This window comes from Meiothermus cerbereus (assembly GCF_051297115.1).
GTDB classification, from domain to species: Bacteria; Deinococcota; Deinococci; order Deinococcales; family Thermaceae; genus Meiothermus; species Meiothermus cerbereus_A.
Genome location: NZ_JBEVAL010000006.1, coordinates 1 through 25,170, shown reverse-complemented (window position 1 = coordinate 25,170; position 25,170 = coordinate 1). Strand labels below are relative to the sequence as shown.

The following is a 25,170-nucleotide window of genomic DNA, read 5'->3' as shown; positions in this document are numbered from 1 at the left end:
TTATGCCAGGGAAGCCAGGAAGGTCTGCACCTCGTCGCGGCGCGGGGGGGTGGCGTTGGCACAGTGCAGGGCCGCTACCGCCGAGGCGAACTCGAGCGCCTCGAGCTCTTTTTGCCCCTCGGCCAAAGCCAGGGTAAAAGCGCCGTGAAACACATCGCCCGCCCCGGTGGTATCGCGCACAGGCACCGGGTGGGCAGCCAGCCGCCCAGCGCCGTAGGCCACCCCTTTTGCGCCCAGGGTAACAGCAGCAAACACCTGCTGGGCCTGAAGCTGCGCCAGGAGGGCCTCCACCCCGCCCTTTTGCAGCGCCAGCTCCTCCGAGGCCACCACGTGTGTGGCCACCTGAATAAGCCTCCAGTCTTCCTCCCGGTCGCGGTCCAGGTCGAGCACCACCGGAAGGCCCCGCGCCCGGGCGGCCTGGCCCAGCCCGTACCCGGCGGCGGCCCAGCGCCCATCCAAAAGCAGCGCCCCCGCCCCTCCAAGCAGGTCTTCCTGGCTCAGCAGCAGTTCCTCGGGCAGGGCAGGCCGGTAGGGAAAAATAAAACGCTCCCCCTCCGGCGTCACCAGCACCGCCGAAACCGGGGTGGCCGCGCCCAGCTGGAAGTGGGTTTTGACTCCTTCGACCTCGAGCATCTTCTGCAGGCGCTCGCCCGCCGCGTCGTCACCCCGGCGGCTCAGCAGGTGGGCCGCACCCCCCAGCCGGGCCACCGCCAGCGCGGCCACTGTGGCCGGGCCGCCAATGGTCTCGCGGTAGGCCCGCACCCCGGTTCGACTGGCACGGGGTGGGAACTCCTCGACGTAGTAGCGCTGATCCAGGTTGGCCCAGCCCACGGTCAGTATCTTCACCATACCAGCCTGCGCTCCTCCGGTCGTGGGGGCAGTACCTCCAGCCCCAGCCAGACGCACATCTCCAGCAAGGCCTCCTCGTGCGTGCCCATCCCCACCGCCAGGTGGTGCGGAATGCGGTGATTAAGCCAGCTCGCCAGAAACTGCCGGGGGGTTAGGGGCTCGCCGGCCCAGGTGGGGCGGATGAGGTGCCCCGAGTCGCCGTCGTAGCCCTTCTCGCCGCTCAGCATCCCCCCGTGCACCACGGCTTTACGGCCCGGCAGCAGGCGCAGGCCGCTAATGGGCCCTTGGCGCAGGGGCATGTCGCGCACGGCGGGCAGGTTGCGGTTGAAGTGCGGCACCAGCCGGGTGGGGCCATCGGCCCAGGCCTGGGGGGCTTCGCCCCCGTGCCAGAGCATCACCCCTTTGGACGAGATGTGCGCGATGTCCAGCAAGATGGCCGGCTGACCCGAGATGGCCTTCAGGGCCAGCATACCGGCCAGGCCCATCACGTCGCCCTCGGGGGCCAGGGTGTGGCCTGCATCGGCCAGGCGGGCCATGGCTGCATAGGCCATCACTCCGGTTTTCTCGGGAATTTCCGGCCACTCGCGCAGGGCCACCCCGTCGTAGGGCCGGGCCAGTTTTTCCAGGGCCAGCTCGAGGCGGAAGCTCTGGCGCAGGGCCTCGAGGGGGTACTCCGAAAGCTCCTGGAAAGCCGCGGCCCGTTCGGCCACCTCGGCTTCGCTCACCCCAGCCAGCGCCTCCCACAGCTCGCTCAGGTCGGCCTTCTCCACCACCAGGCCAGTCTCGGGCAGGGCCCCAAAGGCAAAAAAGCCGGGCGCATGGCCGCCCAGCCAGAGCACCCGGCCCTCGCGCAGCACCCGGGCGCCGCGCAGGGCATCCAGGCTGAGCTTCAGGCGGGTCTGGAACCAGACATCCTCCACCGCTCCGTAAAACCACTTGGTGGGTTTTTGCGCCAGCGAAACCCCCAGGTTGAGGCCGCAGAGCGCGTTCTGCGGCAGGGGGCCAGTCTCCCACACCTCGGGCAGGGCCCACAGCCCTACCGGGATGGGCAGCTCCAGGAGCGGCACAAAGGCATCGCCGGTAGCAAAGGTAATGTGCTGCACCAGCAGCAAGTCTAGCTTTGCGTCCTGGGCCGCGCGGGCAGCCGCCTCGGCCTGGACGGCGTCGGCCACCGGCTCGGCCACATAGGCCAGTTCAAAGCCCAGCTTGGGGCCCAGGGCTTCCAGGGCCTGGCGGCTGGTGTGCTCGAGGCCGAACCTCGAGCCCCTGAACAAAGGCCGCACGACGGGAACCAGGCCGATTCGTAGGTTCGACATATCTCTTTTCATTCGCTTTCCTGCACCGAAGCCGCTCTAACCCTTGACTCCGCCCTGGGTCAGGCCGCCCACCACCCGCTCCTGGAACAGCGCAATCACCAGCGCCACCGGCACCAGGGCCACCACCAACGCCGCCGAGATGAGCGGCCAGGGAAAGGTATACTCCCCCTGCAAAAACTGAATGCCCACCGGCAGGGTTCGCATCGCCTGAGAGGGCATCAGGGTCAGGGCCAGCAAAAACTCATCCCAACTGTTCACAAAAGCCAGGATACTCGCCGTAAACACCCCCGGAGCCGAAAGCGGCACCACAATGCGCCACAGCGCCCCCACCCGGGAGCATCCGTCCACCATAGCGGCAGACTCCAAATCCCGGGGGATGCCCTGAAAAAAGCTCACCAGCACCAGTGTAGCCACCGGAATCGAAAGCGCCGCATGGGGCAGAATCAGGGCAATGTAGTTGTTGCGTAGCCCCAACGCCAGCACCATCTCGAATAAGGGCAGCAGCAAGGTCACGGTAGGAAACATCGAGACCCCTACCAGCAGCGAAAAGATCAGGGTCTTGTTGGGAATTCGCAAACGGGCCAGGGCATAGGCCGCCAGCGCCGAAACAAACACGCACAGAAGGGTGGCCCCGCCGGCCACGATCAGGCTGTTGAGAAAGTAGCGCATGATGGGGGCATTGGTAAAGGCCTGTACGTAATTTTGCAAGGTCGGGTTTTCGGGCAGCCAGGTGATGGGTATGCGGGTAAGCTCACCCTCGGTTTTGAATGAGGTGAGCAAAATCCAGACCGTAGGGAAAAACCCGTTGACCACCACGATGCCCGCCGCAATCCAGAGCCATATCCGTGGATTATCCCATCTCATACAGCCCTCCGGATTTGAGCAGGGGTACCTTGATGGCTCTTCCGCAAGAATGCCGCAATCCCCCCAAAAAGGCCATACCAGGCTTACTTTTTGCCACTGCCCCCAACCGCGATGATACGCGCAGCGAGGCGAAAAACCTGTGCGGGCGACCTGGCCTAGTCATCGGCCCCCCTCACGTAGCGTAGATACACCAGCGTCACCACAAAGCTGATCAGGAACATCAGCACCGCCAGCGCCGAGCCGTAGCCAAAGTTCAGATTCTCGATGCTCATGGTCCGCACGTACATAGCCAGGGTCTCGAAGGAGCTACCCCCATTCTGCATAGCAAAGGGGATGTCGAAGGTCTGAAAAGCCGTAATGGTGCGGAAAATCGCCGCCACCAGGATGGCCGGTAACAGAAGCGGCAGGGTGATACGCCAGAAACTCTGCCAGCGGTTGGCCCCATCCACCGCTGCTGATTCGTAAAGCTCTTTGGGAATGACCTGCAAGCCGGCCAGCAAAATAAGCGCCACAAAGGAACTGCTTTTCCAGATGATGCTCAGGCAAACGGCCCAAAAAAGCAGTTCGGGCGTGGTCACCCAGAACAGACGTTCGCCCCCCAGGCGCACGATCACATCATTGACCACGCCATACTGGCTGTCGAAAAACCATCTGAAAATAAGGCCTGCAAACACCAGCGGCAGGGCCCAGGGTAGTAGCAAGCCCAGCCGAACCGGCCACTTGACCCGGAAGGGCAGGTTGGCCAGCAGGGCCAGCAAGAGCCCTACCACCAACGCACCCGGCACCGTAACCAGCACAATCAAGAGGGTGTTCCAAAGCGCCGTCCAGAAACGTTCGTCAGAAAAAGCCTGGGCGAAATTCTCGAGGCCCACAAAAACCGGACTGTTGCCGGTCTCGTCCGTCAGCCGGCGACGAAATAGGCTCGTGTACAAAAGCCGCCCAACCGGATAAAGCGCTACCAGCCCCAGGAGCAAGGCTGCTGGAACCAGCAACCAGAAGGCCAGTGCGCGCTCACTCAGGTCGCCAAAGCTGCGGCGGATTCTGGGCTCTGGCTGGGTCATGGATCACATCCTCTGGTTCTTTGTGTCCACGAGAAGCCAGCGCCAGCACAAAGGGCCAGATGGCTTCTCGTGGAAAAAGCGCTTTACCTACCGCCGTAGATCGCCTGCAGGCGGGTCACGATCTCCCTTGCACCCTGCTCGGGGGTTTTTTGTCGGGCCAGCACCTGGTTGGTGGTTACGCGGATGGCCTCTGAAATCTCAGCGTAGCGGGGGTGTTGTGGACGGGCACGGGCCGCCTGCACCACCGGCAGCGCCTGGCCGAACCAGGGGTTAACCCGCAGAATGTCGGGGTCGCGGTAGAGCGCGGGGAAAACCGGCAGGTTAGAGGCTTCGATGGCCAGTATCTTGGAAACCTCGGGGCTGCTCAGGAAACGCACCAGCCGGTGGGCCTGGGCTTTGTTGCGGCTAAAGTCCGATACCACCCACTGCCAGCCCCCCAGACAGCTGGCCTGGCGACCTCCAGCAAAAGCGGGCAGGGGTACTACGCCAATTTTGCCCTTGACCTGGCTGTCGGCATCGTTTTGGAACCTGTTCCAGGCATAGGCAAACAGGGTGCCAAAAATCCAGCGGCCAGCCTGCATTTCCTGGCGGATGGTGTCCTGGGGTTTTTCGGCCATGTTGGGCGGCGAGACCCGCTGATCCATCAGGCCCACCCAGAACTGCAAGGCGCGCTGGGCCTGTTCCACGGTGAGGCTGAACTGGCCTTGCGCGTTGGTGACATCGCCACCAGCAGCCCAGATAGGCAACAGGAAGGTGCACACCGTTCCTTCGGCAGGGGCACCAATATAACCAATGCCGTTAAGGGTGGGGTTGTTCTCCCGCTGAAGAATGGTCTGGGCTTGCTGGATGGCCTCATCCCAGGTGGTGGGCGGCTTGAAGCCATATTTTTCAAGCAGGTCGGTGCGGTAATAGAGGAACATGGCGTCGGCAAAGCCTGGCAGGGCCACCAGCTGGCCGTTGATCACGTTGGCCTGCGAGTAGGCGGGCAGGTACTGCCGCAACAGGGCCTGGCGCGAGGCAGCAGGCAGGTATTTGTCGATGGTGTCGGCCCAACGGCTGGCCAGGTATTGCGCGGGCCTGATCACATCGATCAGGATGATGTCAATGCTGGGATCGCGCGAGGCCAGCACGGTGGTGAGGTACTGCTGCTGTTGATCTGAGGTGGCCCCCCCCACTTCCACATCCACCCGCACCCCAGGGTTGCGCGACTGATAAAGGTCAAAAATTTTCCGCATCACATCCGGGCGCTGCTGCCCACCCACAAACACCCGCAAGCGGGTTTGCTGTGCCAGCGCAGTGGACATCACCAACACAGCGACCAAGAGCCAAAAAAGCTTCTTCATGGGTTTCCTCCTCCTTGTAGACGCAAGCCTAGTTTACCGAGTTCGGCCTCTAGTGTCTCGTTAACCTCTACTCCTTCTGTCATTGCTTTTTCTCGTAAAGCGGCGCGGCGCGAGCCGGGAATCCGGCTGCCGGCCGCTTCAAGAGCCTGGATGAGTTGGGCCACCCGCCCTGCGTAGCCTGTACCGAATGCCGCAGGCTCGAGCGCCAGCAACAAGAGCCCGGGCCTGGCCGCCTGCTCCGGGGGCATCCAGGGCAGTGGCAGCTCGGGCGAGAGCACCTCGCCCGCCAGGGCCCCGGCCAGGATTTCCACCAGCACCGCCAGGGCAAAGCCCTTGCCTTCCCCAATGGGAATCAAGGAGCCTTCCAGGGCCGCTCGGGCATCGGTGGTGGGGCGGCCCTCCTTGTCGATGGCCCAGCCCTCTGGGATGGGCTCACCTTTCTTGGCAGCGGCGATGATTTTGCCCCGGGCCACCACCGAGATGGAGGTGTCAACGACAATCGGCTGGGGCTGTGCAGACGCACCCAGGGCGATGGGGTTGGTGCCCAGCACCGGCCCCGGGGCAATGGCAGGTGGGGTGTTGGCAAAGGCCAGGGCCACCAGGCCCTGCTGGGCCAGCCGGCCCACGTAGGCCGACAATACCCCGGAATGTCCGGCTCCCCGCACGGCCAGCGTTGCACTGCCTTGTTCCCGGGCCATCTGAGCCAGAACCCGCACCGCAAAGAGCCCGGCCACCGGCCCTGGTGCGCCGTCGGCGTGAAGAACGGCTACGCTGGGCCTGCTTCGTTCCAGGCGCATCTGCGGTTTGGGGTTGAGCCCGCCGGCCTGTAGCTGGGCGGTGTATTGGGCCATCCGGGTCAGGCCGTGCCCCAGGTTGCCCTCTATTTCGGCCTCGAGGATCACCTCGGCGAACTCCTCGGCATGGCCCGGGGCCAGCCCCAGGCTTTGGAAGTGGCTCGAGACCACCCGCAACAGCTCGGAATAAGGAACCTTCATGCCGCCCCCAGGATGTTCAGAACGCCCTCGGCCACCCGCAGACCCACCGCTTCCTGGGCCTCGGCGGTCAGGCCGGCCACATGGGGGGTTATCCACAGGTTTTCCACACCCCGCAGCAGGTGCTGCGCGGGCAGGGGCTCGGGGTCTACCACGTCCAGCACGGCCCCGGCCAGATGGCCTGAGCGCAGCGCGGCCACCAGGTCGGCCTGGTTCACCAGCTCGCCCCTGGCGGTGTTGATCAGGTAGCTGCCCCTGGGCATGGCGGCGAGGGTTTCGGCCCGGATTAGCTCTTTGGTTTCGGGGGTCAGGGGGGCGTGCAGCGAGAGGAACTGGGCCGAGCGCAGCACCTCGGGCGTGGAGGCCAGCCGAATTTCCAGATCTTCAACTGCGCTCTCCCAGGGCAGGCGCATGGGATCGGAGGCCACGACCTTCATGCCAAAGGCCCTGGCCCGCTTGGCGACCCGCAGCCCCACCTCGCCTAGGCCCACCAGGCCCAGGGTCTTGCCCGAGAGCTCGAACCCCCCAAAGGCCGCGCGGTTCCAGCCGCCCTCGGCCACATGGGCCGCCGCCCCCGCAATGTTGCGGGCCAGGTGCAGCATGGCCGCCAGCACGTACTCGGCCACCGCACCCGCGTTGATGCCTCGGGCAAAGTAAAGCTGTACGCCGCGGGCTTTGAGGTCGGGCTGCACGATGTTGTCCAGGCCCACCCCCAGCCGCCCCACCACCTTGAGTCTGGGCCCCGCGGCCAGCAGGTCGGCGTTTACCAGGGTCTGGTTACGCACCACCAGGGCCGTGGCGGGGGCCAGCCGGGCCTTGAGGGCCTGGCGGTCTTTCCAGAGGTTGGGGTCATAGTAGACCTCCAGGCCGCTTTGCTTTAGGCGCTCGAGGCCGCTTGGGGTGATGAACTCGCTAACGACAATCATGGCTAGGACTTCAGGCGCTGGGGTAAAGCTTGGTAATCACGAACTCGTTGTGTCGCAGGAGTTCGGCGGCAGTCAGGCGACCGTTGGCGGTACGCTCAAACACCTCCAGGATGCGGTCGGCAGCCTGATCAAGGCCAATCTCACCGACCAGCAGGTCGGGCAGCTTGACGTCGATGTGCTCGCTCATGGTAGCGCAGGTGATGGGGTTAGGCGAGACCTTGATGACCGGGATAAGGGGGTGCCCCACGATGTTGCCCTGGCCGGTGGTGAAGAAGTGCAGCACGCTGCCCCCCGCCGCACACAGCGTCACCTGCTCCGCCCCCGCCGAAGAGCTGTTCATGAAAACCAGGCCCTGGCCGGGCTTGACCGGCTCGGCATAGCCCAGCACTGCGTTGATGGGTCGGGAGCCGGTTTTCTGGATGTTGCCCAGGGCTTTTTCTTCGATGGTGGAGAGCCCTCCGCGGATGTTGCCCTCGGTGGGCTGGGAGCCCAGCAGGTCTACCCCCTGGGCTTCGATCATCCGGATATAGTCGTTGTAGATCTGCATGAACTTGCGTCGGAGGGCAGGGGTGGCGCAGCGGTTGGCAATGAGGTGTTCACCGCCAGTCAGCTCGGAGGTTTCGCCAAAAATCACCGAGGCCCCCATATCCACCAGCCGATCCACCGCGCGGCCCTGGGCTTTATTGCCGGCCAGGCCCAAGGTAGGGTCGGACTCACCACACTTGATGGAGAGCACCAGCTCCGAGACGCTTACTGGCTCGCGCCGCAGCTCGGAGGCGTCTTGCACCATGTGGTAGGCCGCCCGGCTGGCCGCATTAATCACGTTGAGGTCACCGTGGCGTTCGATGGAGAAGGTTTCCACTGGCTTGCCGGTTCTGGCAATGGCCGAGGCCACCCGCTCGGTCCACTTGGGTTCGATGCCGATAACCACTACCCCGTGCACGTTGGCGTTGGCCCCGTGGCCCGAAAGGGTGCGGAAGGTAAGCTCGAGGTCCTCGCCAAACTGTAAGCGCCCGTAGGGGTGCGGCAGGGCCGTGGTGCCGTTGATCAGCCGGGCCACCCCTTCGGCGGCCGAGTTGGAAAGGTCGTCTACCGGCAGGACGAGCACATGGTTACGCACGCCCACCGCGCCATTGGGGCGGCGGTAGCCGGTCAACTGCATGCCCCTGGAGGCTGTTTTCTTAGGCATCGCTGCCCCCTCTGGTCTTTGATTTGCGGCCTTCGGCTTTAGGTTTTCCGTAGTCCCAGCGCAGGGTACGGATATTGTGCACGTGCACATAACCACCCTTTTTAACGGGTTTGGTCATCCGGCCCACCTTCTCGCCATACTCGATAACCACATGGCCCTCGGGTAAGTCTTTGAGGGCAATTTTGTGTCCCAGCGGGATATCCTCCAGCAGCTTGATCCTGTGTGTTTTACCGCCCTCGAGGCTATGAATGGTCAGCTCCTCGCCCGCTTTAAGGTCGGCAACGGCTATCGCCACGTCATCGGTGCTTTTATGCGCTAAGGCCCTGTGTGCCACCAGATCCTCCTTTGCTTTTCACGAGATTTTATATCTAAAATCTTTTATGGTCAATGTGTTACAATTACCAAGCAGATATGGCTCTGACACGAACCACCCTGAATCGAGAGGCCTATAAGGCTTTGCGGCAAGCCATTCTGGGACGCAAAATCTCTCCCGGACAAAAATTGGTGGTGCGGGTACTGGCCGAAGACCTGGGTCTCTCGCCCACCCCGGTCAAGGAAGCCCTGAGCGCACTGGAGCGCGAGGGGCTGGTAGTAGCAGTGCCCCACCGGGGCTATTTTGTACTGGAGCCGAGGCTTGAGGACGTGCGGGAGATCTACAGCCTGCGCGAGGTACTGGAGGGGCTGGCAGCCCGATTGGCCGTCGAGAATGACGGAAAGGCCCTTTTGAGGAAGCTCGAGCGCCTGTTTAACAAGCAGCGCGAAGCCGCCGATCAGGGCGATATTGACACCTATGGCGACCTCGACCTGGCCTTCCACCGCACTTTCTGGGAAGCCGCGGGCAGCAAGCGCCTACTGGCCGCCGCCGAGACCATAGACGGCCAGATTCGCATGCTCATCAGCAGTTCGGCGGCCATTCCAGGACGCCTGCCCCAGTCCCGCGCCGAACACGAAGCCATCTTGCAGGCGGTACGCGACAAAGACCCCGAGGCTGCCGAAACCGCCATGCGAACCCACGTCCGCAACGCGGGCCAGGCCCTGGAGCAGTTCTTACTCTCCAGGAAGGCATAGGCACCCTTCAATAAGAGCCGTCTGCTGAACCCCTCAGATGCCAGCGCCCGGGGTTCATCTCAACCCAGCTCGAGCACCCCGGCAAACACCCGCCCCACAGGGCGGCCCTGCGCCCACAAGGTCAGGTCGGCGGGGGCCCCCGGGCGAATCTGGCCGTGCTGGGGCCAGCCCGCCGCCAGCGCTGCGCCCCGGGTATGGGCCCACAAAACCTCAGCGGGGGTCAGGCGCTGGGCCGGGTTCAGGGGGTGCTGGGTAGCAGCCTCCAGGTTTAGCTCGTACAGCGGCTTCATCACCGGGGCATCCGAGCCAAAAGCCAGGGGCAGGCCGGTGTTCCAGAGGTCGCGCAGGCGGAAGGCCTGGTGCTCGTGGCCCGGCAGGTGGTAGCGCACCAGCTCGGCGTCGCCCAATAGGTGCATGGGCTGCATGGAAATCGCCAGGTTCAGCCCAGCAAACCGCGGCAACTCCTGATCGCGCACATGCTGGGCGTGCTCGAGCCGGAAAATGCGCCGGGCTCGGTGAACAGCCGCGCCAGCGGTCTGTCCCGCAAGGGGATCGTCCGCTCGGTGAACAGCCGCGCCCGCGGTCTGTCCCATACGGGCTTGCAGGCGGTGAAACACCTCCAACACCCCCTGCACCGCCCGGGTGCCAATGGCATGTACGGTCAGGCCAAAGCCCGCCGCCAGGGCTGCCTGGCCCTCGCTTTCGATGAACTCGAGGGGGTCGAGCGCAAGACCATATGAACCATCGGGGTAGGGCTCCACCATCCAGGCAGTGCGGCTGCCCAGCGCCCCATCGGCGAAAAACTTGACCGCGGCGATCTCGAGCCGGTCGCCCCGCCAGCCTGGCTGGGTTTCGCGCCAGTGGTCGCGGTCCAGGGCCCACCACAGCCGCAGCGGAAGCCGGCTAGAGGCCGCCAATTGTTCTGCCAGGCTATAGTGGCACCAGCCCATGTGGTGAACGGCGGTGTAGCCCCGGCGGGCCAGGTCTTGCAGGCCCCGCTCGAGCTCGGCCAGGCCAGGCGAAGGCAAGACCCGGTTTATCAGCTCCTGGGCAGCTTCCAGCAGGTACCCGGTCGGTTCACCCTGGGCATCCCGCACCACCACCCCACCGGGCATATCGGGGGTTTGGGCGGTAATACCGGCCTCTCTCAGGGCCTGGCTGTTGGCCCAGGCCGAGTGTCGGTCGCGGCTTTGCAAAAACACCGGGTGGTGGGGTGCTACAGCATCCAGCAGTTCGCGGGTGGGGTAGGCCCGAAACAGATAACCCCCGCCGCGTATCCAGGTACCGGGGGGCAGGGTGCGGGCCTTCTCGGCCACTTTCTGGGCCACCGCCTGGGGGTCGCCAAGCCCCTCCAGATCCAGGCTGTCCAGTTGCAACCCCCACATCTGCGGGTGGGCATGGGCTTCGTGCAGGCCTGGGGTAACCTGCTCAAAAAAATGCTTTTTGGCTCCCGGGTAGCGCGCACCCAGGTCTTGCAGGCTGCCCACATCGGCGATGCGGTCGCCTTCCAGATACACCGCCTCGGCCCCAGCCTCGGTCATGGTCTCTATTCGCCCATAAAGTAGCATGGGGGCATCCTATCCCGCCCGCAGCCCAGGCTCAAGCAGGGCCGGGCATGGGCTCTTGTGGCAAGCCTCTTTTGAGCAGGGCTGAGGTGATGAGATTTTGCAAAACCCGATTGGGTGTTTGCCTTCACACCTTGCCCACATCGGGCCGCTATACTCGAAAGCCGATGAGACGGGGCTTGCTGATTGGTCTGGGCATACTTACGGGGTCTCTGCTGGGCTGGGCTCTGCTCGAGCGCTACCACCACAACCGGGTCTTTGCGGGCGTGCAGGCCGCCGGGGTGCCGGTGGGGGGCCTGACGCTGGAGGAGGCCACCGCGAAAATTGCGGCTGCTACGCAAAACACCACCCCACCCCTGCTCACCCTCAAGGCCGGCGACAAAACCCTAGAGGTCTCCGCCGCCGAGCTTGGCTGGCAGCCCGACCCCAGGGCCACCGCCGAGCGTGCCTTTGCTGTGGGACGAACACGCTTGAGCGAACGCCTGGCAGCCCTGCGGGGGCAGGTCAGGGTTCCCCTGGTGCCCAGGGTGGATGCCGCAGCCCTGGAAAAGCGCCTGCAGGTCATTGCCGACAAGCTCGAGTACCCCCCCACCGACGCCAGGGTGGTGTTTCAGAACGGCCAGTACGTGGTCATTCCCGAAAAGGCGGGCTTGAAACTCGACATCGAGCACGCCATCGAGACCTATATCCAGCACCCCACGCAGAGCGTGCTCGAGTTTTTCCCCAAAAGCCTCACCCCTCGCCTGACGGCGGCCATGCTCGAGCCAGTGGCCCAGAGGGCCAATGAACTCCTGCGGCCCGTTACCCTGGTGTATACCGAACCCCACCCGGTTGGCAGCGGAAAGGTCCACCGGCGCACCCTGGGCATCGCCGAGGTGGCCTCGCTCTTGAGCGTACAGGACGAGATTAAGGTCAACGCCACAGCCCTGCGCAAAATCCTGGCCCAGCTCGCCGCCCGCCACGACCGATTGCCCCAGGATGCCCGCTACACCCTGAGCCCAGAGGGTGAACTGGTGGTGCGCCCCGAGGTAGATGGCTGGAAGATGAACCAGCCCGAGACCCTCAAACGCCTCGAGGTGGCCCTCCTGCGCCCCGATCTGAGCGAGTTTGGCCTGACTGTGGTGCCCAAAACAGCCCAGGTGCGGGCTGCCGACCTGCCCAAAGCCGAAAACCTGCAGCTTCTGGCCGAGGCCACCACCAGGTACGCGGGCTCGAGCCACGAGCGCATCGCCAATGTCCACGCCGCTGCCCGCAACCTGGATGGCTACGTGGTGCCAGCAGGCGGGGTTTTCAACTTCAACCAGGCCATCGGCGACATCAGCTTGGAGAACGGCTTCAAGGAGGCCCTGGTTATCTCGGAAGGGCGCACGGTTAAGGGCGTGGGCGGTGGGGTCTGCCAGGTCTCGACCACCGCCTTCCGGGCTTTGTACCAGGCCGGGCTGCCCATCCTCGAGCGCCACCAGCACGCCTACCGGGTGCGCTGGTACGACCCCATCGTGGGCTACGACGCAGCCGTGTATCAGCCTTACCTCAACCTGCGGGCCACCAACAACACCCCCGGCCCCATGGTCGTGCGCACAGCGTTTACCCAGTCTAGCCTTACCGTTCAGCTATACGGCATCCCCGACGGGCGCAAGGTGGTGGTCTCCCAGCCCACCATCCTCTCCCGCACCCCCCACCCGCCGCCGCAGTACATCGTGGACACCAGCCTGCGCCCCGGCCAGATCAAGCAGGTGGACTGGGCCGTGGATGGCTTCCGCACCCGCATCACCCGCACCATCACCCACCCCGACGGCAGGGTAAGCACCGACCAGCTCAACTCCAACTACCGCCCCTGGCAGGCGGTGTACCAGGTAGGACCCCAGACACCCGCTCCAGGGGATGAGGTGGCCTCGAGGTAGGGCTAGGCCGGGCTGATTTCAACCCGGTTGCGCCCCAGGCTTTTGGCCTGGTACAGAACCTTGTCGGCCCGCTCAACCAGGGTGTGGATGCTGTCACCTATATGCCCTTCGGCCACGCCAAAGCTGGCCGAAACCGCCCCAACTTTCTCGAAGGGCCAGAAGGAAATGTCCTCGCGCAAGCGTTCCACTGCCGCCAGCACTTCGTGCTGGTTGTCGCCGCGCATGATCATCATGAACTCCTCCCCACCCCAGCGCCCGAGCACATCGCTCTTACGCAAAGAGGTGCGCAAGCGGCGCCCCACCTCTTTGAGCACATCATCGCCCACGGCATGCCCGAAGCGGTCGTTGATCTGCTTGAAGCGGTCTATGTCGAGCAGCACCACATACAAGCCATGGATGCGGTGTGAGGCTTCTTCCAGCAACTCACTCAAGGCCAGGCGGTTGGGCAGGCCAGTCAGGGGGTCGGTGCGGGCCAGGGTATGCATCTGCTCCACCTGCTGGTGGGCATGGGCAAGCTGGTCTTTAACAATGGCCAGCGCGTACAGCAAGCCCGCCATAGCCAACAATCGCATCTGGTTACGCACAAACGCTAAAAACTCGGCCTGGTACTGCCCCAGTGCCACCTCGCCCCCCAGCCGCAGCAAGCCCAAGGCGAGGGTAGCCACCGCCAGAACCAGGCTATAGACCAGCCCCATCCGGGCATCAAAAACAATGTAGACCAGAACCATGACAAAAGCCATCACCCAGTAGGTGCTCTCGATCTCGACCCAGTTTTGCTCGAGGCTACCCCAAAACAGGTAGTAGACCAGCTTTGCGGTAAAAAACACCGTTGTTGCGGCGATTGTCTCGCGCTCGATACGCGCCAGGTTGGCCTGGTGAAGTAGCCGCCAGGCCCAGTTAGCGCACATCAGAATAAACAGTGGGTACAACCACCGGATAAAGCCTTCCTCTGGGCGCATGAGCCAGATCAAAAGCAAAACCGGTATGGCCAGCAGAACGCCCCAAAGATAGGCCGCTCGTTTTCTATCTTTTGTTGACAACCCCTGCACCCCACCAGTCTAGACGAGACTCGAGGGGCCTGGTGCCAATTTGGCACACGGTATTCGATTAGGGCGTAACGGAGTCGGCCTGGGTAGCCCCAGAGGCCCCGGTTTTATCCCCCAGGCGACGCTCGTTGCCCGCCTGCAGGCGCTTGATGTTCTCGCGGTGCGTCCAGAAAATCAGCCCTGCCAGGAGCAGCACGGTTAGAATTTCCCAGAAAGGCCGTCCCAGCGCGATGGTAATAACCACTGCCGTAAGACCCCCGATCATACTTCCAGCCGATACAAACCGCGTCAGCCACATGGTCAGAATGCCCACCGGAAAGGCCAGCAAGGCCACCAGCGGGTCCAGAAACAGCAGTGTCCCAAAGCTGGTCGCTACCCCTTTCCCCCCCGTAAAGCGCAGGAAAACCGAGTAATTGTGGCCCAGCACCGCAGCCAGGGCCACCCCGCCCAAGAGGGGTCCCTCGATGTTAAACAAGCGGGCCAGCAAAACGGCAATGCCCCCCTTGAACACGTCAAACCCAGCCACCACCACAGCCGGGCCAGCCCCCAGGGTACGCAGGATGTTGGTGGCCCCGGTATTCCCGGAGCCCACTTTCTGGATATCCACACCATAGTAGCGGGCGACCCAGGCCCCCGCAGGTATCGCACCAAACAAGTAAGCCAGCACCAAAACAAACCAGACGTTCCAGTCCACTCTGGCATTTTATCGCAGTCTTCGCCAATTTTACCGCTGCTCCGGAAAGCAAACTGCCCTGCCCGCCACCCTCATCTCTGCGGGTGTGGGGCGCGTCCGGGGGCCTTCCCCAGCGCCATTGGGTGGGTCATGGGCAGCTCTGGCACAGGCCTGGCCGCAGCTCAATCGCTGAAACGCTCTTCTTTCCAGGGGTCACCCCGGCGGTGGTAGCCGTTGACCTCCCAAAAACCCAGCTCTTCCCTGTCCAAAAACTCAAACCCCCGCACCCACTTGGCGCTCTTCCAGGCATAGAGGTGCGGCACCACCAGGCGCAAAGGGCCGCCGTGGTCGCGTGGTAGGGGCTGACCAAAAAGGGTATGGGCCAGGATATTCTCTGCCCGCAAAAAGTCCTCCAGGCTCAGGTTGGTGGTATAGCCGCCGTAGCAGTGAACCAGCACCGCCCGGGCCTCTGGCTTGAGCCGAACCTGTTGCATCAGATCGGGCACCCGGATACCGCGCCACTTTACGTCCAGCTTGCTCCAGCGGGTCACGCAGTGGAAGTCGGCGGTGAGGTCGGTCTGCGGCAGGGCCAGCAGGTCTTCCCAACCCAAGGTTTTGGCCTCTTCCACCTGTCCTTTGATTTCAAACTTAACTTCTTCAGGGCGCACGCTGGGGGTGGGGCCATAGGTCAGCACGGGAAACTTCTCGGTGAGCACCTGGCCGGGGGGCACCCGCTCACCCTCCACATTTTTGGGCTTGAAGAAATTGCCAAACATAAATGCAGGATAGGCGCAGGGCCGGGAGGGCCGGGTAAGCGGGGGCACAAAACCTCAGCGCGAGCGGTAGCGAATGACCTCGACCTTCTCCATGGTAATCAGCCCTTCTTGCACCATCGGGTCGAGGGTGGGCAGGAAGGCCTGAATTTTCTCCTCGCTGTCTACAATTTCGATGCAGATGGGCAGGTCTTCGGAAAGCTGGAGTATTTTGGCGGTGTGGATGCGGGAGTGGGCGCCAAAACCCATGAAACCCCTGAACACCGTGGCCCCGGCCAGGCCTGCTTTTTTGGCCTCGAGCACAATGGCTTCGTAGAGGGGCCGGCCCTGCCATTTGTCCGACTCCCCCAGGTAAATGCGTACCAGCTTGGCTTCTCCCTGTAGCTTCATACCCACCTCCCGGCCCAACGGTAGGCCAGCCAGACCAGGACAAACCCCAGCACCACACTGCCAGCCACATACAAAAAGGCTTTGAACCACTCCCCTTGCTGCACCAGGGTAAGGGTCTCCCAGCTAAAGGTAGAGAAGGTGGTGTAGCCGCCCAGTACCCCCACCGCCAAAAACAGCCGCCACTCCGGGCTCAAGGCCCCCTCGAGGCTAAAGCGCAGCACCAGCCCAATCAGAAAGCTGCCGGTCAGGTTGATTAAAAAGGTGCTCCAGGGGAACCCCGGCCCAGCGAGGCCCTGCACCCAGGCCCCCAGCCCATAGCGCAGGGCAGCCCCAATAGCCCCGCCCAGCATGACCAGCAGATAGCGCTCCACCTTGCACAGTATCTTCTCTAAAGGCCATCTTAATCCAGTCCACTGCAAAGCTCTCAGCCAATAAAGGGTAGACTCTGGAGATGAGATTTCTAAGCCTCCCATTGGTACTGCTTCTACTGGCCGGCTGTGCGCCCCAACCTGGCATTAGCGACAACCAGCGCCGGGAATGGGGCTTAGCGCCCATCATCAGCAACTTTGCCCCCGACCGGGGCGAGGGCGGCAAATACAGGCTGCGCGAACGGGTGTTTTTTAGTTTTACCCTGAGCCAGCCGGGCTACGTAACCCTGGTTACCATGGACTCCGACACCACCACGGTGGTGCTCGAGCGCAACGTGCAGCTACCCGCAGGCCGCCACACTTTCCCGCTGGCCACCGACCGCAACGCCCAGGGCCAGGCCACCTACCTGGTCGTACCGCCTTTGGGGCCCTCGCGCTTCCGGCTTTTGTACACCAATGTGCCCGCCACAAACCGGGAGTTGTTTAGGGGCAAACTGAGCAACGAGGAGTTCAACCGCCACACCCAGGCTTACCTTAGCGGGGCCCAGGTGCGCGATGTGGCCGAAACCTGGATGGAGGCGGTGTCCCAATGAAAACCCTCTTTTTGCTGCCCCTGGCCGTGATTCTACTGGTGGCCTGTGGCCCTGCACTCCCAAAGAACAGCCTGGACTTGAAGCCCAATGCGGTGGTACTGCCGGAAGATGAGGTGGATTCCGTTACCGCTACCGAGATGAACGTTCAGACCGATAAAAACCTGACCGCGGGCCAGATTGTCATCAGTGATGAGGGAGAGGGCTTGGTGCGGAAAATCACCGAGGTAACGCAGACCGGTGCTGGTATGGTCAATGGTCAGGCGGTGCGGAAGTTCTACCTCAAAACCGAGAACGCGGCCCTCGAGGACGCCATCGCTGCGGGTGAGGTGACCCTCCAGACCGACCTGCCCATCGGCGAGGCCAACATGGTGCAGGCCCTGGATGGGGTGAGCGTGCAGGACTTCACCGGGCGCATCAACCTGACCAACGTCAAGTTCGACATCCCCGGTGTTCCCGGCGGGAGCATCACCCTCAACGGCTTTATCGAGCAGACCCTCAAACCCAGCTTCAACCTCAAGATTAGCAGCGGCAGCGTGGAGATGTTTAAGGCCGGCCTGAGCGGCACGCTCAAATCCTCTATTACCGCCACCATCCAGGCCGACGCCAGCTACAGCCCTTTTAGCCTGAGCAAAGAGCTGGCCTCCTGGAACATCAAGCGGGCCTTCCTGGTGGGCAGTGTGCCGGTGGTGGTGGTCTTGCAGCCCAGGCTGATTGCCGGGGTGAGCAGCAACGCCGGCGGCAAGGTAACGGTGCAGGTGGGCATCGCCCCCACCTTCACCACCAGCCTCCAGCTCGACTACGACCGCAGCCGCAGCAGCAATGGCGGGTGGAACAACACCTTTAGCGCCAACTTTGCCCTGAACCCCACCTTCAACTACTCGGTTCCGGTGCAAGGTTCGGGCCAGGCCTTCGCGGGGCTGGCCATGGACATCAAGTTTTATGGCGTGGCGGGGCCCAGCCTCGAGGCCAAACCTTTTATCAACCTGACCCTCAACGGCAACAACGGCACGGCGGCCCTCAAAACCGGCATCAACGGCAAAAGCAAGGTCGAGGCCGGGTTCAAGGTGCTGGGCAAGGGCCTCGAAACCAGCTACGACGGGCCCAGCATCGAACAGGCCCGCAGCTTTAGCTGTCAGGCCCCCAGCACCTGCACGGCCAACTGAGGGCGGTTGCACTTTGCGCCTTTAGGCCGCAAAATACCCAGGTGTTCGAGTTTGCCATCACCGCCCAGTCTGGCCGGGCCCGCACTGGGCTTTTTCACACCCCCCACGGCGTGGTGCAAACCCCGGTCTTTATGCCGGTGGGAACCCAGGGCAGCGTGAAGGGAATCTCGCCCCAGGAACTTAGGGAAATTGGCTCTCAGATTATCCTGGGCAACACCTACCACCTGCTCCTCAGGCCCGGCCCCGAGCGGGTGCAAGCGCTGGGCGGGCTGCACAGGTTTGCTGCCTACGACGGCCCCTGGCTCACCGACTCGGGCGGTTTCCAGGTGATGAGCCTGGGCGACCTGCGAAAAATCAGCGAACAAGGGGTAACCTTCCGCAGCCACCTGAACGGCGACCTGATCGAGCTCACCCCCGAGTACAGCATCCAGGTGCAGGAAGCCCTGGGGGCCGACATCATCATGGCCTTCGACGAGTGTCCGCCCTACCCGGCCAGCCCGGAGTACCTGAAGGCTTCCATCGAGCGCACCCTGCGCTGGCTCGAGCGCAGCCTGAAGGCCAAAACCCGCCCCGACCAGGCCCTCTTTGCCATCGCCCAGGGCGGGGTTGACCTGGCTCTCCGTAAAGCCAGCGCAGAAGCTACGGTGGCCTTTGGCACCCCCGGTTTTGCCATTGGCGGCTTAGCGGTGGGGGAGCCCAAAGAGGGCATGTACCCGGCAGTGGAGCTTTCCACCCGGCTTCTGCCCGAAAATAAGCCCCGCTACCTGATGGGGGTGGGCCACCCCGAAGACCTGGTGGCCGCGGTGGCGCTGGGGGTGGATATGTTCGACTGCGTCTACCCCACCCGCACCGGGCGCTTCGGCTATGCCCTGGTGCCCGAAGGCCGCCTCAACCTCAAGCTCACCCGCCACCTCGACGACCCCAACCCCATCGACCCCACGTGCGACTGCTACGCCTGCACCCACTACAGCCGGGCCTACCTGTGCCACCTGGTGCGGGCCGAGGAGATGCTGGCCCCCCGCATGATCTCGCTGCACAACCTGCGCTACCTGCACCGCCTGATGGAAAGCGCCCGGGAGGCCATTCGGGCGGGCAGTTACGGCGAGTTCGCCAGGGATTTTGCCCGAAGGCGCTTTGGCGCTGAGCCCCCCTCGTGGTTCAGTAAGGCACTGGAAGCAGGCGGGCACTGGTAAGGTTATTCTGAAAACGTGCATGACGCGCTGGTGATCTACAAAGGCAAGCCCGCCCTGGCCCGCGGGGCCGGGGACAAGCTACTGCTCGAGCTGCCCTCGGGCGAGCGCCTCAGGGTGCGCCCTAAGGACGTTCTCCTGCTGCACCCCGGGCCTGCCCTTCTACAGCTCAGCCCGCCCCAGGGTGAGGTGGAGACAGCCTGGGCCCTGCTAGAAGGCCAGACCGTAAGCCTGCGGGAGCTGGCCGAGCTGGTCTATGGCCAGTACACCCCCGAGGCAGCGTATGCTGCGTATCAACTGACCCAGAACGACCCGCGCTTTGTGCTGGAAGGAAGCGGGGCTCGAGCCCGTACCCAGGCTGAGCTCGAGGCCATCTTGAGGGATAAAAGGCACAAAGAAGAGCGTGAACAGGCCTTTTTGCAGGGCGTAGAGCGCCTTAGGCAAAAAGCCCCGGCCCCGGAGGATGCCCCTCTCCTGGCCGAACTCCAGGCCCTGGCTTTGGGCAAGCGCAAGGAAAGCCCCGTGTTGCGGGCCCTGGGACATCCCGAAGCACCGGAGAGCGCCCACCGCCTTCTGCTCGACCTGGGGGTCTTTCGCTACGAGAACCCACACCCCCAGCGGCTAGGCCTCCGTCTCTTTCCACCCGAGTTAGCTATACCCCCCTTGCCGCCGGAGCAACGAACCGACCTCACCGCGCAGCTTGCTTACGCGATTGATGACCCCGGAAGCCAGGATCCAGACGACGCAATTTTCGTTGAGCCGGTTGCCTCAGGCTACCGTCTTTTGGTTCATGTGGCCGACGTGGCCGCCCTGGTCACCCCAGGCAGCCCGCTGGACCAGGAGGCCATGCGCCGAGGGGCCAACCTTTACCTGCCCGAAGGGACCATTCCCATGCTGCCTTCCGCCCTCACCGAGGCTTTAGGGCTGGGGCTAAAGGAGGTCTCCCCCGCCCTGACCTTCGAGTTGTGGCTCTCGAAGGAAGGCGCACTTTTGCAGCAAAGCGTCTACCCAAGCCTGGTGCGGGTGCAACGGATCACCTACCAGGAAGCCCTCGAGGTAGCAGCGCTCCAGACGCTACAGGCCGTCGCCGAGGTGTTGTGGGCCCGCCGAATGGCGCAAGGCGCGCTGGACATCGCCCTGCCCGAAGTCAAGATACGGGTCGAGGGAGAAGCCGTCCATATCCTGCCCCTCCCCCCTTACCCGAGCCGGGTCTGGGTACGCGAGGCCATGCTGCTGGCCGGCTATGCCGCGGCCCAGCTAGCCCTGCAAGCAGATCTCCCTTTTCCCTTTGCCACCCAGGAAGCCCCCAGTTTCCAGGTAGAGGAGGCCGGCCTGGCTGGCATGTGGGCCCAGCGCAAGGGCCTCAAGCGCACGCAGCTCAAGTCCACCCCTGCGCCCCACCACGGTCTGGGCCTGCCCTTCTACGCCCAGGTGACCAGTCCGCTGCGGCGCTACCTCGACCTGGTGGCCCATCAGCAGCTCAGGGCCTGGCTGCGCGGGCAAAAACCCTTATCCCAGGCCGAGCTGCTCGAGCGGGTCGGCGCTGCCGAGGCCATGGCCGATTTGGTGCGGGAAGCCGAGCGAAAAAGCCGGGAGCACTGGATCCTGGTGCACCTTCTGCAAAAAGGCTATGAAGGCCCCGGAACCCTGGTAGAGCGGCGCGGCCTGCAGGGCCTCTTCTTTCTGAATGAGCTGGGGCTGGTTACGCAGGTAACCCTCGAGCAAAACCTGCCGCTTAATACCGTGGCCCAGCTTCGCTTTCGCGATGCAGAGCTGCCCCGCCTGGAACACCACTTCGGCCTACTGAGCGCCAAAGTGGGGTAAGGAGGCATCTTGTATAAAACCTTACCCCTCCCGGTAAAAGCGGCTGTTCAGGTAGTAGTCGGTGTACAGGATTTTTACAAAGGCCGCCAGCGGCACCGACAGCAAAGCGCCCCCCAGCCCAAATAGCGAGGCTGCAATCAGCACCACGGAAATGCCCGTGACCGGGTGCAGGCTGGTGGTACGGCCCATGATCACCGGCCAGACAAACCCCTGGATCTGGTTGCACAACCACAAGGCCAAAGCCACCACCGCAAAAGCCAGCCAGCCCAGCGGCAAAGCCAGCACCAGCGCCGGTATGGCCGAGATAATCACCCCCAGCACCGGCACAAAGCTAAAGATGAAGGCCAGGAAGCCCAGCGACATGGCCTGGGTAAGCACCTCGAGGCCAAACCCCTGGAACACCCCAAAGGCTATATACATGGCCAGGGTGATGAGCGCCCCATTGAACAGCGCCCCCAGTATGGTGCCGCGCACATAACCCCCAAAGGCCATATCGGCTTTTTGGGCCAGCTCGAGGGTGCGCGGCTGGTAGGGCGCGGGAATGGCCCGCAGCAAAGCCGCCCCAATGCGGGGGAGGTCGTAGAGCAGGTAAATCGAGATGGTAATGACCGTCAGAAGCTGAAATGCCCCCCCCAAAAGCCCGGTGAAGAAACCCAGCAGGTTGCCCCCCTGGGCCAGCACCCCCTGGAGGGCCTGTAGCAAGGTCTGGGTGAAGGCCTGGAGCAGGGTTTGCAGGTTAAGGGCAGCCTGATCGAGGGCCTCGAGCAAAACCGGCGGCAGCTCGATGCGGCCTATCTGTTCGGGTAGGCCTTGTACCCAGCCAATCAGAGGCCACAACAACGCCGGTAAACCCGTGGCAAAACGGGCCAGCTGACCCACCATGCCGGCCAGCAGCACCGTAGCCAGACCCATAAAGAACAACATGCCCACAAAAACGACCACCACACCCAAAGCTCGGGTGAGGCGGCGCACCTCGAACCAGCGCACCACCGGGCTGACCACATACGAAAACACAAAAGCCACCAGCACGATACCCACGGCAGTACGCGCCCCGTTCATCACCCAGCTCAGCAGCAAAAATGCCAGGCCCGCCAGGGCTACGTACACCCCCACCCGCACCCAGGGGTTCTGCCAGGCCCAGCTCAACGTTGCGCCCATACCCCCTTACCCCTCGCGATAGAAGCGGCTGTTCAAGTAAAACTCGGCATAGAGAACCTTGAAGAAGGCCAGCAGCGGAACTGCCACCAGCGCACCTACCAGCCCGTAGAGGCTCGAGCCCACCAGAATTGCGCCAATCACGCTAACGGGATGCAGGCTGGTAGCCTGCCCCAGAATACGGGGGCTCAGGAAGTGGGCCTCTACCTGGTTCGCAACCACCACCACCCCCAGCGCGGCTATGACCTGCGGCCAGCCTACCGTCAGTGCTAAAAGCAGCGCAGGCACGGTGGAAATAATCACCCCCGCAAAAGGGATGATATTGAATAGTCCCGCCAGCAGTCCCAGCGAACCAGCCAGCGGCACACCGAAAACCCAGAGCCCCAGCCCCACCAGCAAGCCCACCCAAAAAGCCACCTGAATCTGCCCGCGTATATAGCCCCCCACGGCCCGATCCAGCTTGGTGGTGATATCGGCGACCAGGGGCTGGTAGGGCAGCGGAACCATCTGGAAGAGGGTCTGGGAGATTTTAGGCAGGTCGTAGAGCAGATAAATCGAGATGATGAGCGCAGCAAAAAACTGGAACACCCCCCCCGCCACCGACGCCAGGAACCCCACCAGGTTGCCCCCCTGGGCCAGCAGGGCCCGCAACCCTTGCAAAAGGGTCTGGGTAAAGCCCTCGAGCAGGGTTTGTAAGCTCTGGGCAGCCTGGGCAAAGGCCCCTTCCAAAGCTGGGGGAATTTCAATCTGGCCCACGCGCGAAGGGATATTTTCTATCCAGTTTAGCAGTGGCGTGAGAATGCGGGGGAGCTCCGCAGCGAAGCGGGCCAGCACATTCACCATGTCGGCAATCAAAAACGAGGCCAGCCCTAAAAAAAACCCAAGCCCCAGGTATACCAGGAGCACCCCCAAAAAGCGGGGCACCCTGCGCTTTTCCAAAGCCCACACGATGGGCGAGGTCAGGTAGGCGAATATAAAGGCTAAAAAGAGCGTGACCAAAGCCCCCCTAGCCCCCCCAAACACTGCCCCCAATAGCTGAAGCAGCAGGTAGGCCAAAATCAAATAAACTGCAATGCGCACCCACAGCAGCTTCCAGATTTCGGCAAGGTCGCGGCGCATGGGGATTACAATACCGCACAGCTAGGGAAGACTGAACTCGAGCTTGGCCTTGGCCCGCACCATCTCCGGCGTCAGGCCCTGACCAAAGTACCTGTCTTTGTCGGGCTCACCATCCCACAGCTCGAAGAGCAGCCGTGCCCCCTCGCTCCGGCCCCGTAGTGCTGCCTCGGTGCCGCTGTTGCCCACCCGGCCAATCCACTGCCCTTTGTGAACCTTGCTGCCCAGCTTAAGGCCAGGGGCAATCTCGGAAAGGTGGGCATATACGGTGGTAAAGCCACCCGGGTGGCGAATCCAGACCTCCCGCCCGCGCAGCTTATCCATTTGCTCAGGGCTGGCCCCATTGGCAACCGCCCGAATCAGGGCCTCATACTCGGCGCGGGTTATCTCTTTGTAAGCGGTCTCGGCCTTAATCACCTCGCCCCCAGCCGCCGCCACCACCCCCATACCAAAGCGCACCGGCACACAGGCATCGTCGCCGGTAAACACAAAACCGGGGTTGGTTCCTTTGCGGTATTCGCGAGGGGCACCGGGCAGGTTGCTGTCGGTTTTGGGAAGGCAGGCTCCCGGCAAGGGCAGCATAAAGCCCTCGGGACCTTTTTGTAGCTCTTGCTTTAGTCTGACAATTTCCGCCTGCAAACCCGCTATCTGCCGGCGCGCACTGGATAGTTGGGCGCTCTGCCACAAGGCGATAAGCGTAACCAGAGCGAGCACAATCCAGCCGGGTTTGATCGGCATGGGTTTATTCTATGCCAAAAATAGAGAGACGCGGCAGGCCGCGTCTCTAAGTATGGTTTTGTTTAAAGCAGGCTCAGAAGGCGGGCTTTGATCTGCTTAGCGCTGAGGCCCTCGAGCTTCATACCTTTGGAGCGCTCAACCAGCTCGTAGACCTTGTGGGCATGGCTGTTGGCCACCCGGAAGGTGATGTTGTGGCCAGCCACCGTTACGGTCACTTTGCGCAGGTTGGGCTCTTGCCAGTGCTTGGTGTAGCCGGTAATCTTCTTACCTACCCCACCTTCCCGTTTGGCCTTACCACGGGTGATGATGCTGTAGGCCACCGTGGGGCGCTTGCCGCTAATTTCGCAGATCTTCGACATCGCAGGACTCCTAACTGCCAACACAAGGGGTAGCCCCTTGCTTCAGGGCAACAGTAGCGAGTATAGCATACCCTCACGGGGCCGTGCTAGACTTCCCAGCGGTATGAATATTGCCACCTGGCTGGTTCCCGTCCTACTGGTCGCCGATCAGGCCATCAAACTTATGGTGCTGTGGGCGGTAGGCCCCCGCATTTTTGACGAAGGGGTGGGTGCCATTTTTCTGACCAATCTGTTCTGGATCGTGGACGCGACCTTCATCAAAAACACCGGCGCAGCCTTTGGAATTTTCCAGGGCGGCGCCCGCATTCTGGTCTGGGTGAGCCTGGTGGTGGGCATCGGGATTCTGGTCTATCTGAGCACGAACCACCGACGGGTCTCGCTTTTGAGCCAGCTGGCTTTTTCGCTAATTGCCGCAGGCGCCCTCGGCAACGCAATAGACCGTCTGGGCCACGGCTGGGTGGTGGACTATGTGGACATCAACCGCACGGGTATCTTTATCCTGGATAGCTTTCCCATCTGGAACCTGGCCGATGCTTGCGTGGTGGTTGGGGTTTTCATGCTGTTGCTGCCCCAGCGCAAGCGGCGCTACTGAGCCTAGTACTCAGGCACACCAGAGCAAGCCGGCAACAGGCCGCAAAAGCCTCTCTGGACACTCCCACGGCTAAAGCCAGTGGGATTCTTGGTTCAACGAGGACTGCCCACGATGTG

26 protein-coding genes are annotated in these 25,170 nt (G+C 63.0%); 7 read left to right on the top strand and 19 right to left on the bottom strand.

All coding sequences use genetic code 11. The features are described from left to right. The 9 genes from ABWU19_RS02330 to ABWU19_RS02290 all read right to left on the bottom strand — a co-directional run bounded on the left by ABWU19_RS02330 (position 1) and on the right by ABWU19_RS02290 (position 8,874). The gene (locus tag ABWU19_RS02330) at positions 1–849 is read right to left on the bottom strand and encodes a PfkB family carbohydrate kinase (protein WP_435900161.1); all 849 of its coding nucleotides are present in this window, start codon (positions 847–849) and stop codon (positions 1–3) included. Next, positions 843–2,165: a fucose isomerase gene (locus ABWU19_RS02325; RefSeq protein ID WP_435900160.1), complete on the bottom strand. Its 1,323-nt coding sequence runs from the start codon at positions 2,163–2,165 to the stop codon at positions 843–845. The genes ABWU19_RS02330 and ABWU19_RS02325 overlap by 7 nt, the downstream gene beginning before the upstream one ends. Positions 2,166–2,201: 36 nt before the next feature. Further along, entirely contained in the window at positions 2,202–3,029 is an 828-nt protein-coding gene (locus tag ABWU19_RS02320; protein WP_435900159.1) for a carbohydrate ABC transporter permease, read from the bottom strand. 155 nt (positions 3,030–3,184) lie between these two features. Further along, on the bottom strand, positions 3,185–4,090 hold the full coding sequence (locus ABWU19_RS02315) for a carbohydrate ABC transporter permease (RefSeq protein WP_435900158.1): 906 nt from the start codon (positions 4,088–4,090) through the stop codon (positions 3,185–3,187). Positions 4,091–4,173: 83 nt separating this feature from the next. Then, positions 4,174–5,433 (bottom strand): ABC transporter substrate-binding protein, encoded by a 1,260-nt coding sequence (locus ABWU19_RS02310; RefSeq protein ID WP_435900157.1) that lies wholly within the window; start codon positions 5,431–5,433, stop codon positions 4,174–4,176. Continuing rightward, positions 5,430–6,428, bottom strand: coding sequence for an Ldh family oxidoreductase (locus ABWU19_RS02305; RefSeq protein ID WP_435900156.1), 999 nt, complete (start codon positions 6,426–6,428; stop codon positions 5,430–5,432). The genes ABWU19_RS02310 and ABWU19_RS02305 overlap by 4 nt, the downstream gene beginning before the upstream one ends. Beyond that, positions 6,425–7,351 carry a hydroxyacid dehydrogenase gene (locus ABWU19_RS02300; RefSeq protein ID WP_435900155.1) on the bottom strand — a complete coding sequence of 309 codons (927 nt, stop codon included), beginning with the start codon at positions 7,349–7,351 and terminating at the stop codon, positions 6,425–6,427. Before ABWU19_RS02300 ends, ABWU19_RS02305 begins: the two co-directional genes overlap by 4 nt. A gap of 10 nt (positions 7,352–7,361) precedes the next feature. After that, the gene (locus ABWU19_RS02295) at positions 7,362–8,540 is read right to left on the bottom strand and encodes a UxaA family hydrolase (RefSeq protein ID WP_435900154.1); all 1,179 of its coding nucleotides are present in this window, start codon (positions 8,538–8,540) and stop codon (positions 7,362–7,364) included. After that, on the bottom strand, positions 8,533–8,874 hold the full coding sequence (locus ABWU19_RS02290) for a UxaA family hydrolase (RefSeq protein ID WP_435900153.1): 342 nt from the start codon (positions 8,872–8,874) through the stop codon (positions 8,533–8,535). The genes ABWU19_RS02295 and ABWU19_RS02290 overlap by 8 nt, the downstream gene beginning before the upstream one ends. A gap of 77 nt (positions 8,875–8,951) precedes the next feature. On the opposite strand from ABWU19_RS02290, the gene ABWU19_RS02285 reads away from it, so the two are divergent. Further along, positions 8,952–9,608, top strand: a complete 657-nt coding sequence (locus ABWU19_RS02285) for a GntR family transcriptional regulator (protein ID WP_435900152.1) — start codon at positions 8,952–8,954, stop codon at positions 9,606–9,608. A 59-nt stretch (positions 9,609–9,667) separates the two neighbouring features. Here ABWU19_RS02285 and ABWU19_RS02280 read toward each other — a convergent pair whose 3' ends face one another. Beyond that, positions 9,668–11,176: an amidohydrolase gene (locus tag ABWU19_RS02280; RefSeq protein ID WP_435900151.1), complete on the bottom strand. Its 1,509-nt coding sequence runs from the start codon at positions 11,174–11,176 to the stop codon at positions 9,668–9,670. Between the two features lie 164 nt (positions 11,177–11,340). Here ABWU19_RS02280 and ABWU19_RS02275 point away from each other — a divergent pair, with 164 nt between their 5' ends. Then, positions 11,341–13,074 carry a VanW family protein gene (locus ABWU19_RS02275; RefSeq protein ID WP_435900150.1) on the top strand — a complete coding sequence of 578 codons (1,734 nt, stop codon included), beginning with the start codon at positions 11,341–11,343 and terminating at the stop codon, positions 13,072–13,074. Positions 13,075–13,076: 2 nt separating this feature from the next. On the opposite strand, the gene ABWU19_RS02270 is transcribed toward ABWU19_RS02275, so the two are convergent. The 5 genes from ABWU19_RS02270 to crcB form a co-directional block, all read right to left on the bottom strand. Continuing rightward, on the bottom strand, positions 13,077–14,033 hold the full coding sequence (locus tag ABWU19_RS02270) for a GGDEF domain-containing protein (protein ID WP_435900149.1): 957 nt from the start codon (positions 14,031–14,033) through the stop codon (positions 13,077–13,079). A gap of 148 nt (positions 14,034–14,181) precedes the next feature. After that, positions 14,182–14,814, bottom strand: a complete 633-nt coding sequence (gene plsY / locus ABWU19_RS02265) for a glycerol-3-phosphate 1-O-acyltransferase PlsY (RefSeq protein WP_435900148.1) — start codon at positions 14,812–14,814, stop codon at positions 14,182–14,184. A gap of 161 nt (positions 14,815–14,975) precedes the next feature. Beyond that, entirely contained in the window at positions 14,976–15,569 is a 594-nt protein-coding gene (locus ABWU19_RS02260) for a sulfite oxidase-like oxidoreductase (protein WP_435900147.1), read from the bottom strand. 54 nt (positions 15,570–15,623) lie between these two features. Further along, positions 15,624–15,956 carry a DUF190 domain-containing protein gene (locus ABWU19_RS02255; protein ID WP_435900146.1) on the bottom strand — a complete coding sequence of 111 codons (333 nt, stop codon included), beginning with the start codon at positions 15,954–15,956 and terminating at the stop codon, positions 15,624–15,626. Further along, a complete protein-coding gene (gene crcB, locus ABWU19_RS02250; protein WP_435900145.1) occupies positions 15,953–16,327 on the bottom strand; it encodes a fluoride efflux transporter CrcB in 375 nt (124 codons plus the stop codon). Before crcB ends, ABWU19_RS02255 begins: the two co-directional genes overlap by 4 nt. Before the next feature lie 80 nt (positions 16,328–16,407). On the opposite strand from crcB, the gene ABWU19_RS02245 reads away from it, so the two are divergent. From ABWU19_RS02245 to ABWU19_RS02230, 4 genes are read left to right on the top strand one after another with little or no spacing between them, the layout of a single operon-like run. After that, entirely contained in the window at positions 16,408–16,917 is a 510-nt protein-coding gene (locus tag ABWU19_RS02245; RefSeq protein ID WP_435900144.1) for a DUF4384 domain-containing protein, read from the top strand. After that, the gene (locus ABWU19_RS02240) at positions 16,914–18,080 is read left to right on the top strand and encodes a hypothetical protein (RefSeq protein ID WP_435900143.1); all 1,167 of its coding nucleotides are present in this window, start codon (positions 16,914–16,916) and stop codon (positions 18,078–18,080) included. Before ABWU19_RS02245 ends, ABWU19_RS02240 begins: the two co-directional genes overlap by 4 nt. Positions 18,081–18,121: 41 nt before the next feature. Continuing rightward, entirely contained in the window at positions 18,122–19,273 is a 1,152-nt protein-coding gene (gene tgt, locus ABWU19_RS02235; protein ID WP_435900142.1) for a tRNA guanosine(34) transglycosylase Tgt, read from the top strand. A gap of 15 nt (positions 19,274–19,288) precedes the next feature. Then, the gene (locus ABWU19_RS02230) at positions 19,289–21,094 is read left to right on the top strand and encodes a ribonuclease catalytic domain-containing protein (protein WP_435900141.1); all 1,806 of its coding nucleotides are present in this window, start codon (positions 19,289–19,291) and stop codon (positions 21,092–21,094) included. A gap of 21 nt (positions 21,095–21,115) precedes the next feature. Here ABWU19_RS02230 and ABWU19_RS02225 read toward each other — a convergent pair whose 3' ends face one another. The 4 genes from ABWU19_RS02225 to ABWU19_RS02210 form a co-directional block, all read right to left on the bottom strand. Then, positions 21,116–22,252, bottom strand: coding sequence for an AI-2E family transporter (locus tag ABWU19_RS02225; RefSeq protein WP_435900140.1), 1,137 nt, complete (start codon positions 22,250–22,252; stop codon positions 21,116–21,118). A gap of 6 nt (positions 22,253–22,258) precedes the next feature. Further along, positions 22,259–23,368, bottom strand: coding sequence for an AI-2E family transporter (locus ABWU19_RS02220; RefSeq protein ID WP_435900139.1), 1,110 nt, complete (start codon positions 23,366–23,368; stop codon positions 22,259–22,261). 21 nt (positions 23,369–23,389) lie between these two features. Then, entirely contained in the window at positions 23,390–24,103 is a 714-nt protein-coding gene (locus ABWU19_RS02215; RefSeq protein ID WP_435900138.1) for a M23 family metallopeptidase, read from the bottom strand. A 62-nt stretch (positions 24,104–24,165) separates the two neighbouring features. Then, a complete protein-coding gene (locus tag ABWU19_RS02210) occupies positions 24,166–24,462 on the bottom strand; it encodes a large ribosomal subunit protein bL28 (protein ID WP_027876984.1) in 297 nt (98 codons plus the stop codon). A gap of 103 nt (positions 24,463–24,565) precedes the next feature. On the opposite strand from ABWU19_RS02210, the gene lspA reads away from it, so the two are divergent. Further along, complete coding sequence (gene lspA / locus ABWU19_RS02205) at positions 24,566–25,054, top strand: signal peptidase II (RefSeq protein ID WP_435900137.1); 489 nt, start codon at positions 24,566–24,568, stop codon at positions 25,052–25,054. The last annotated feature ends 116 nt before the right edge of the window (positions 25,055–25,170 follow it).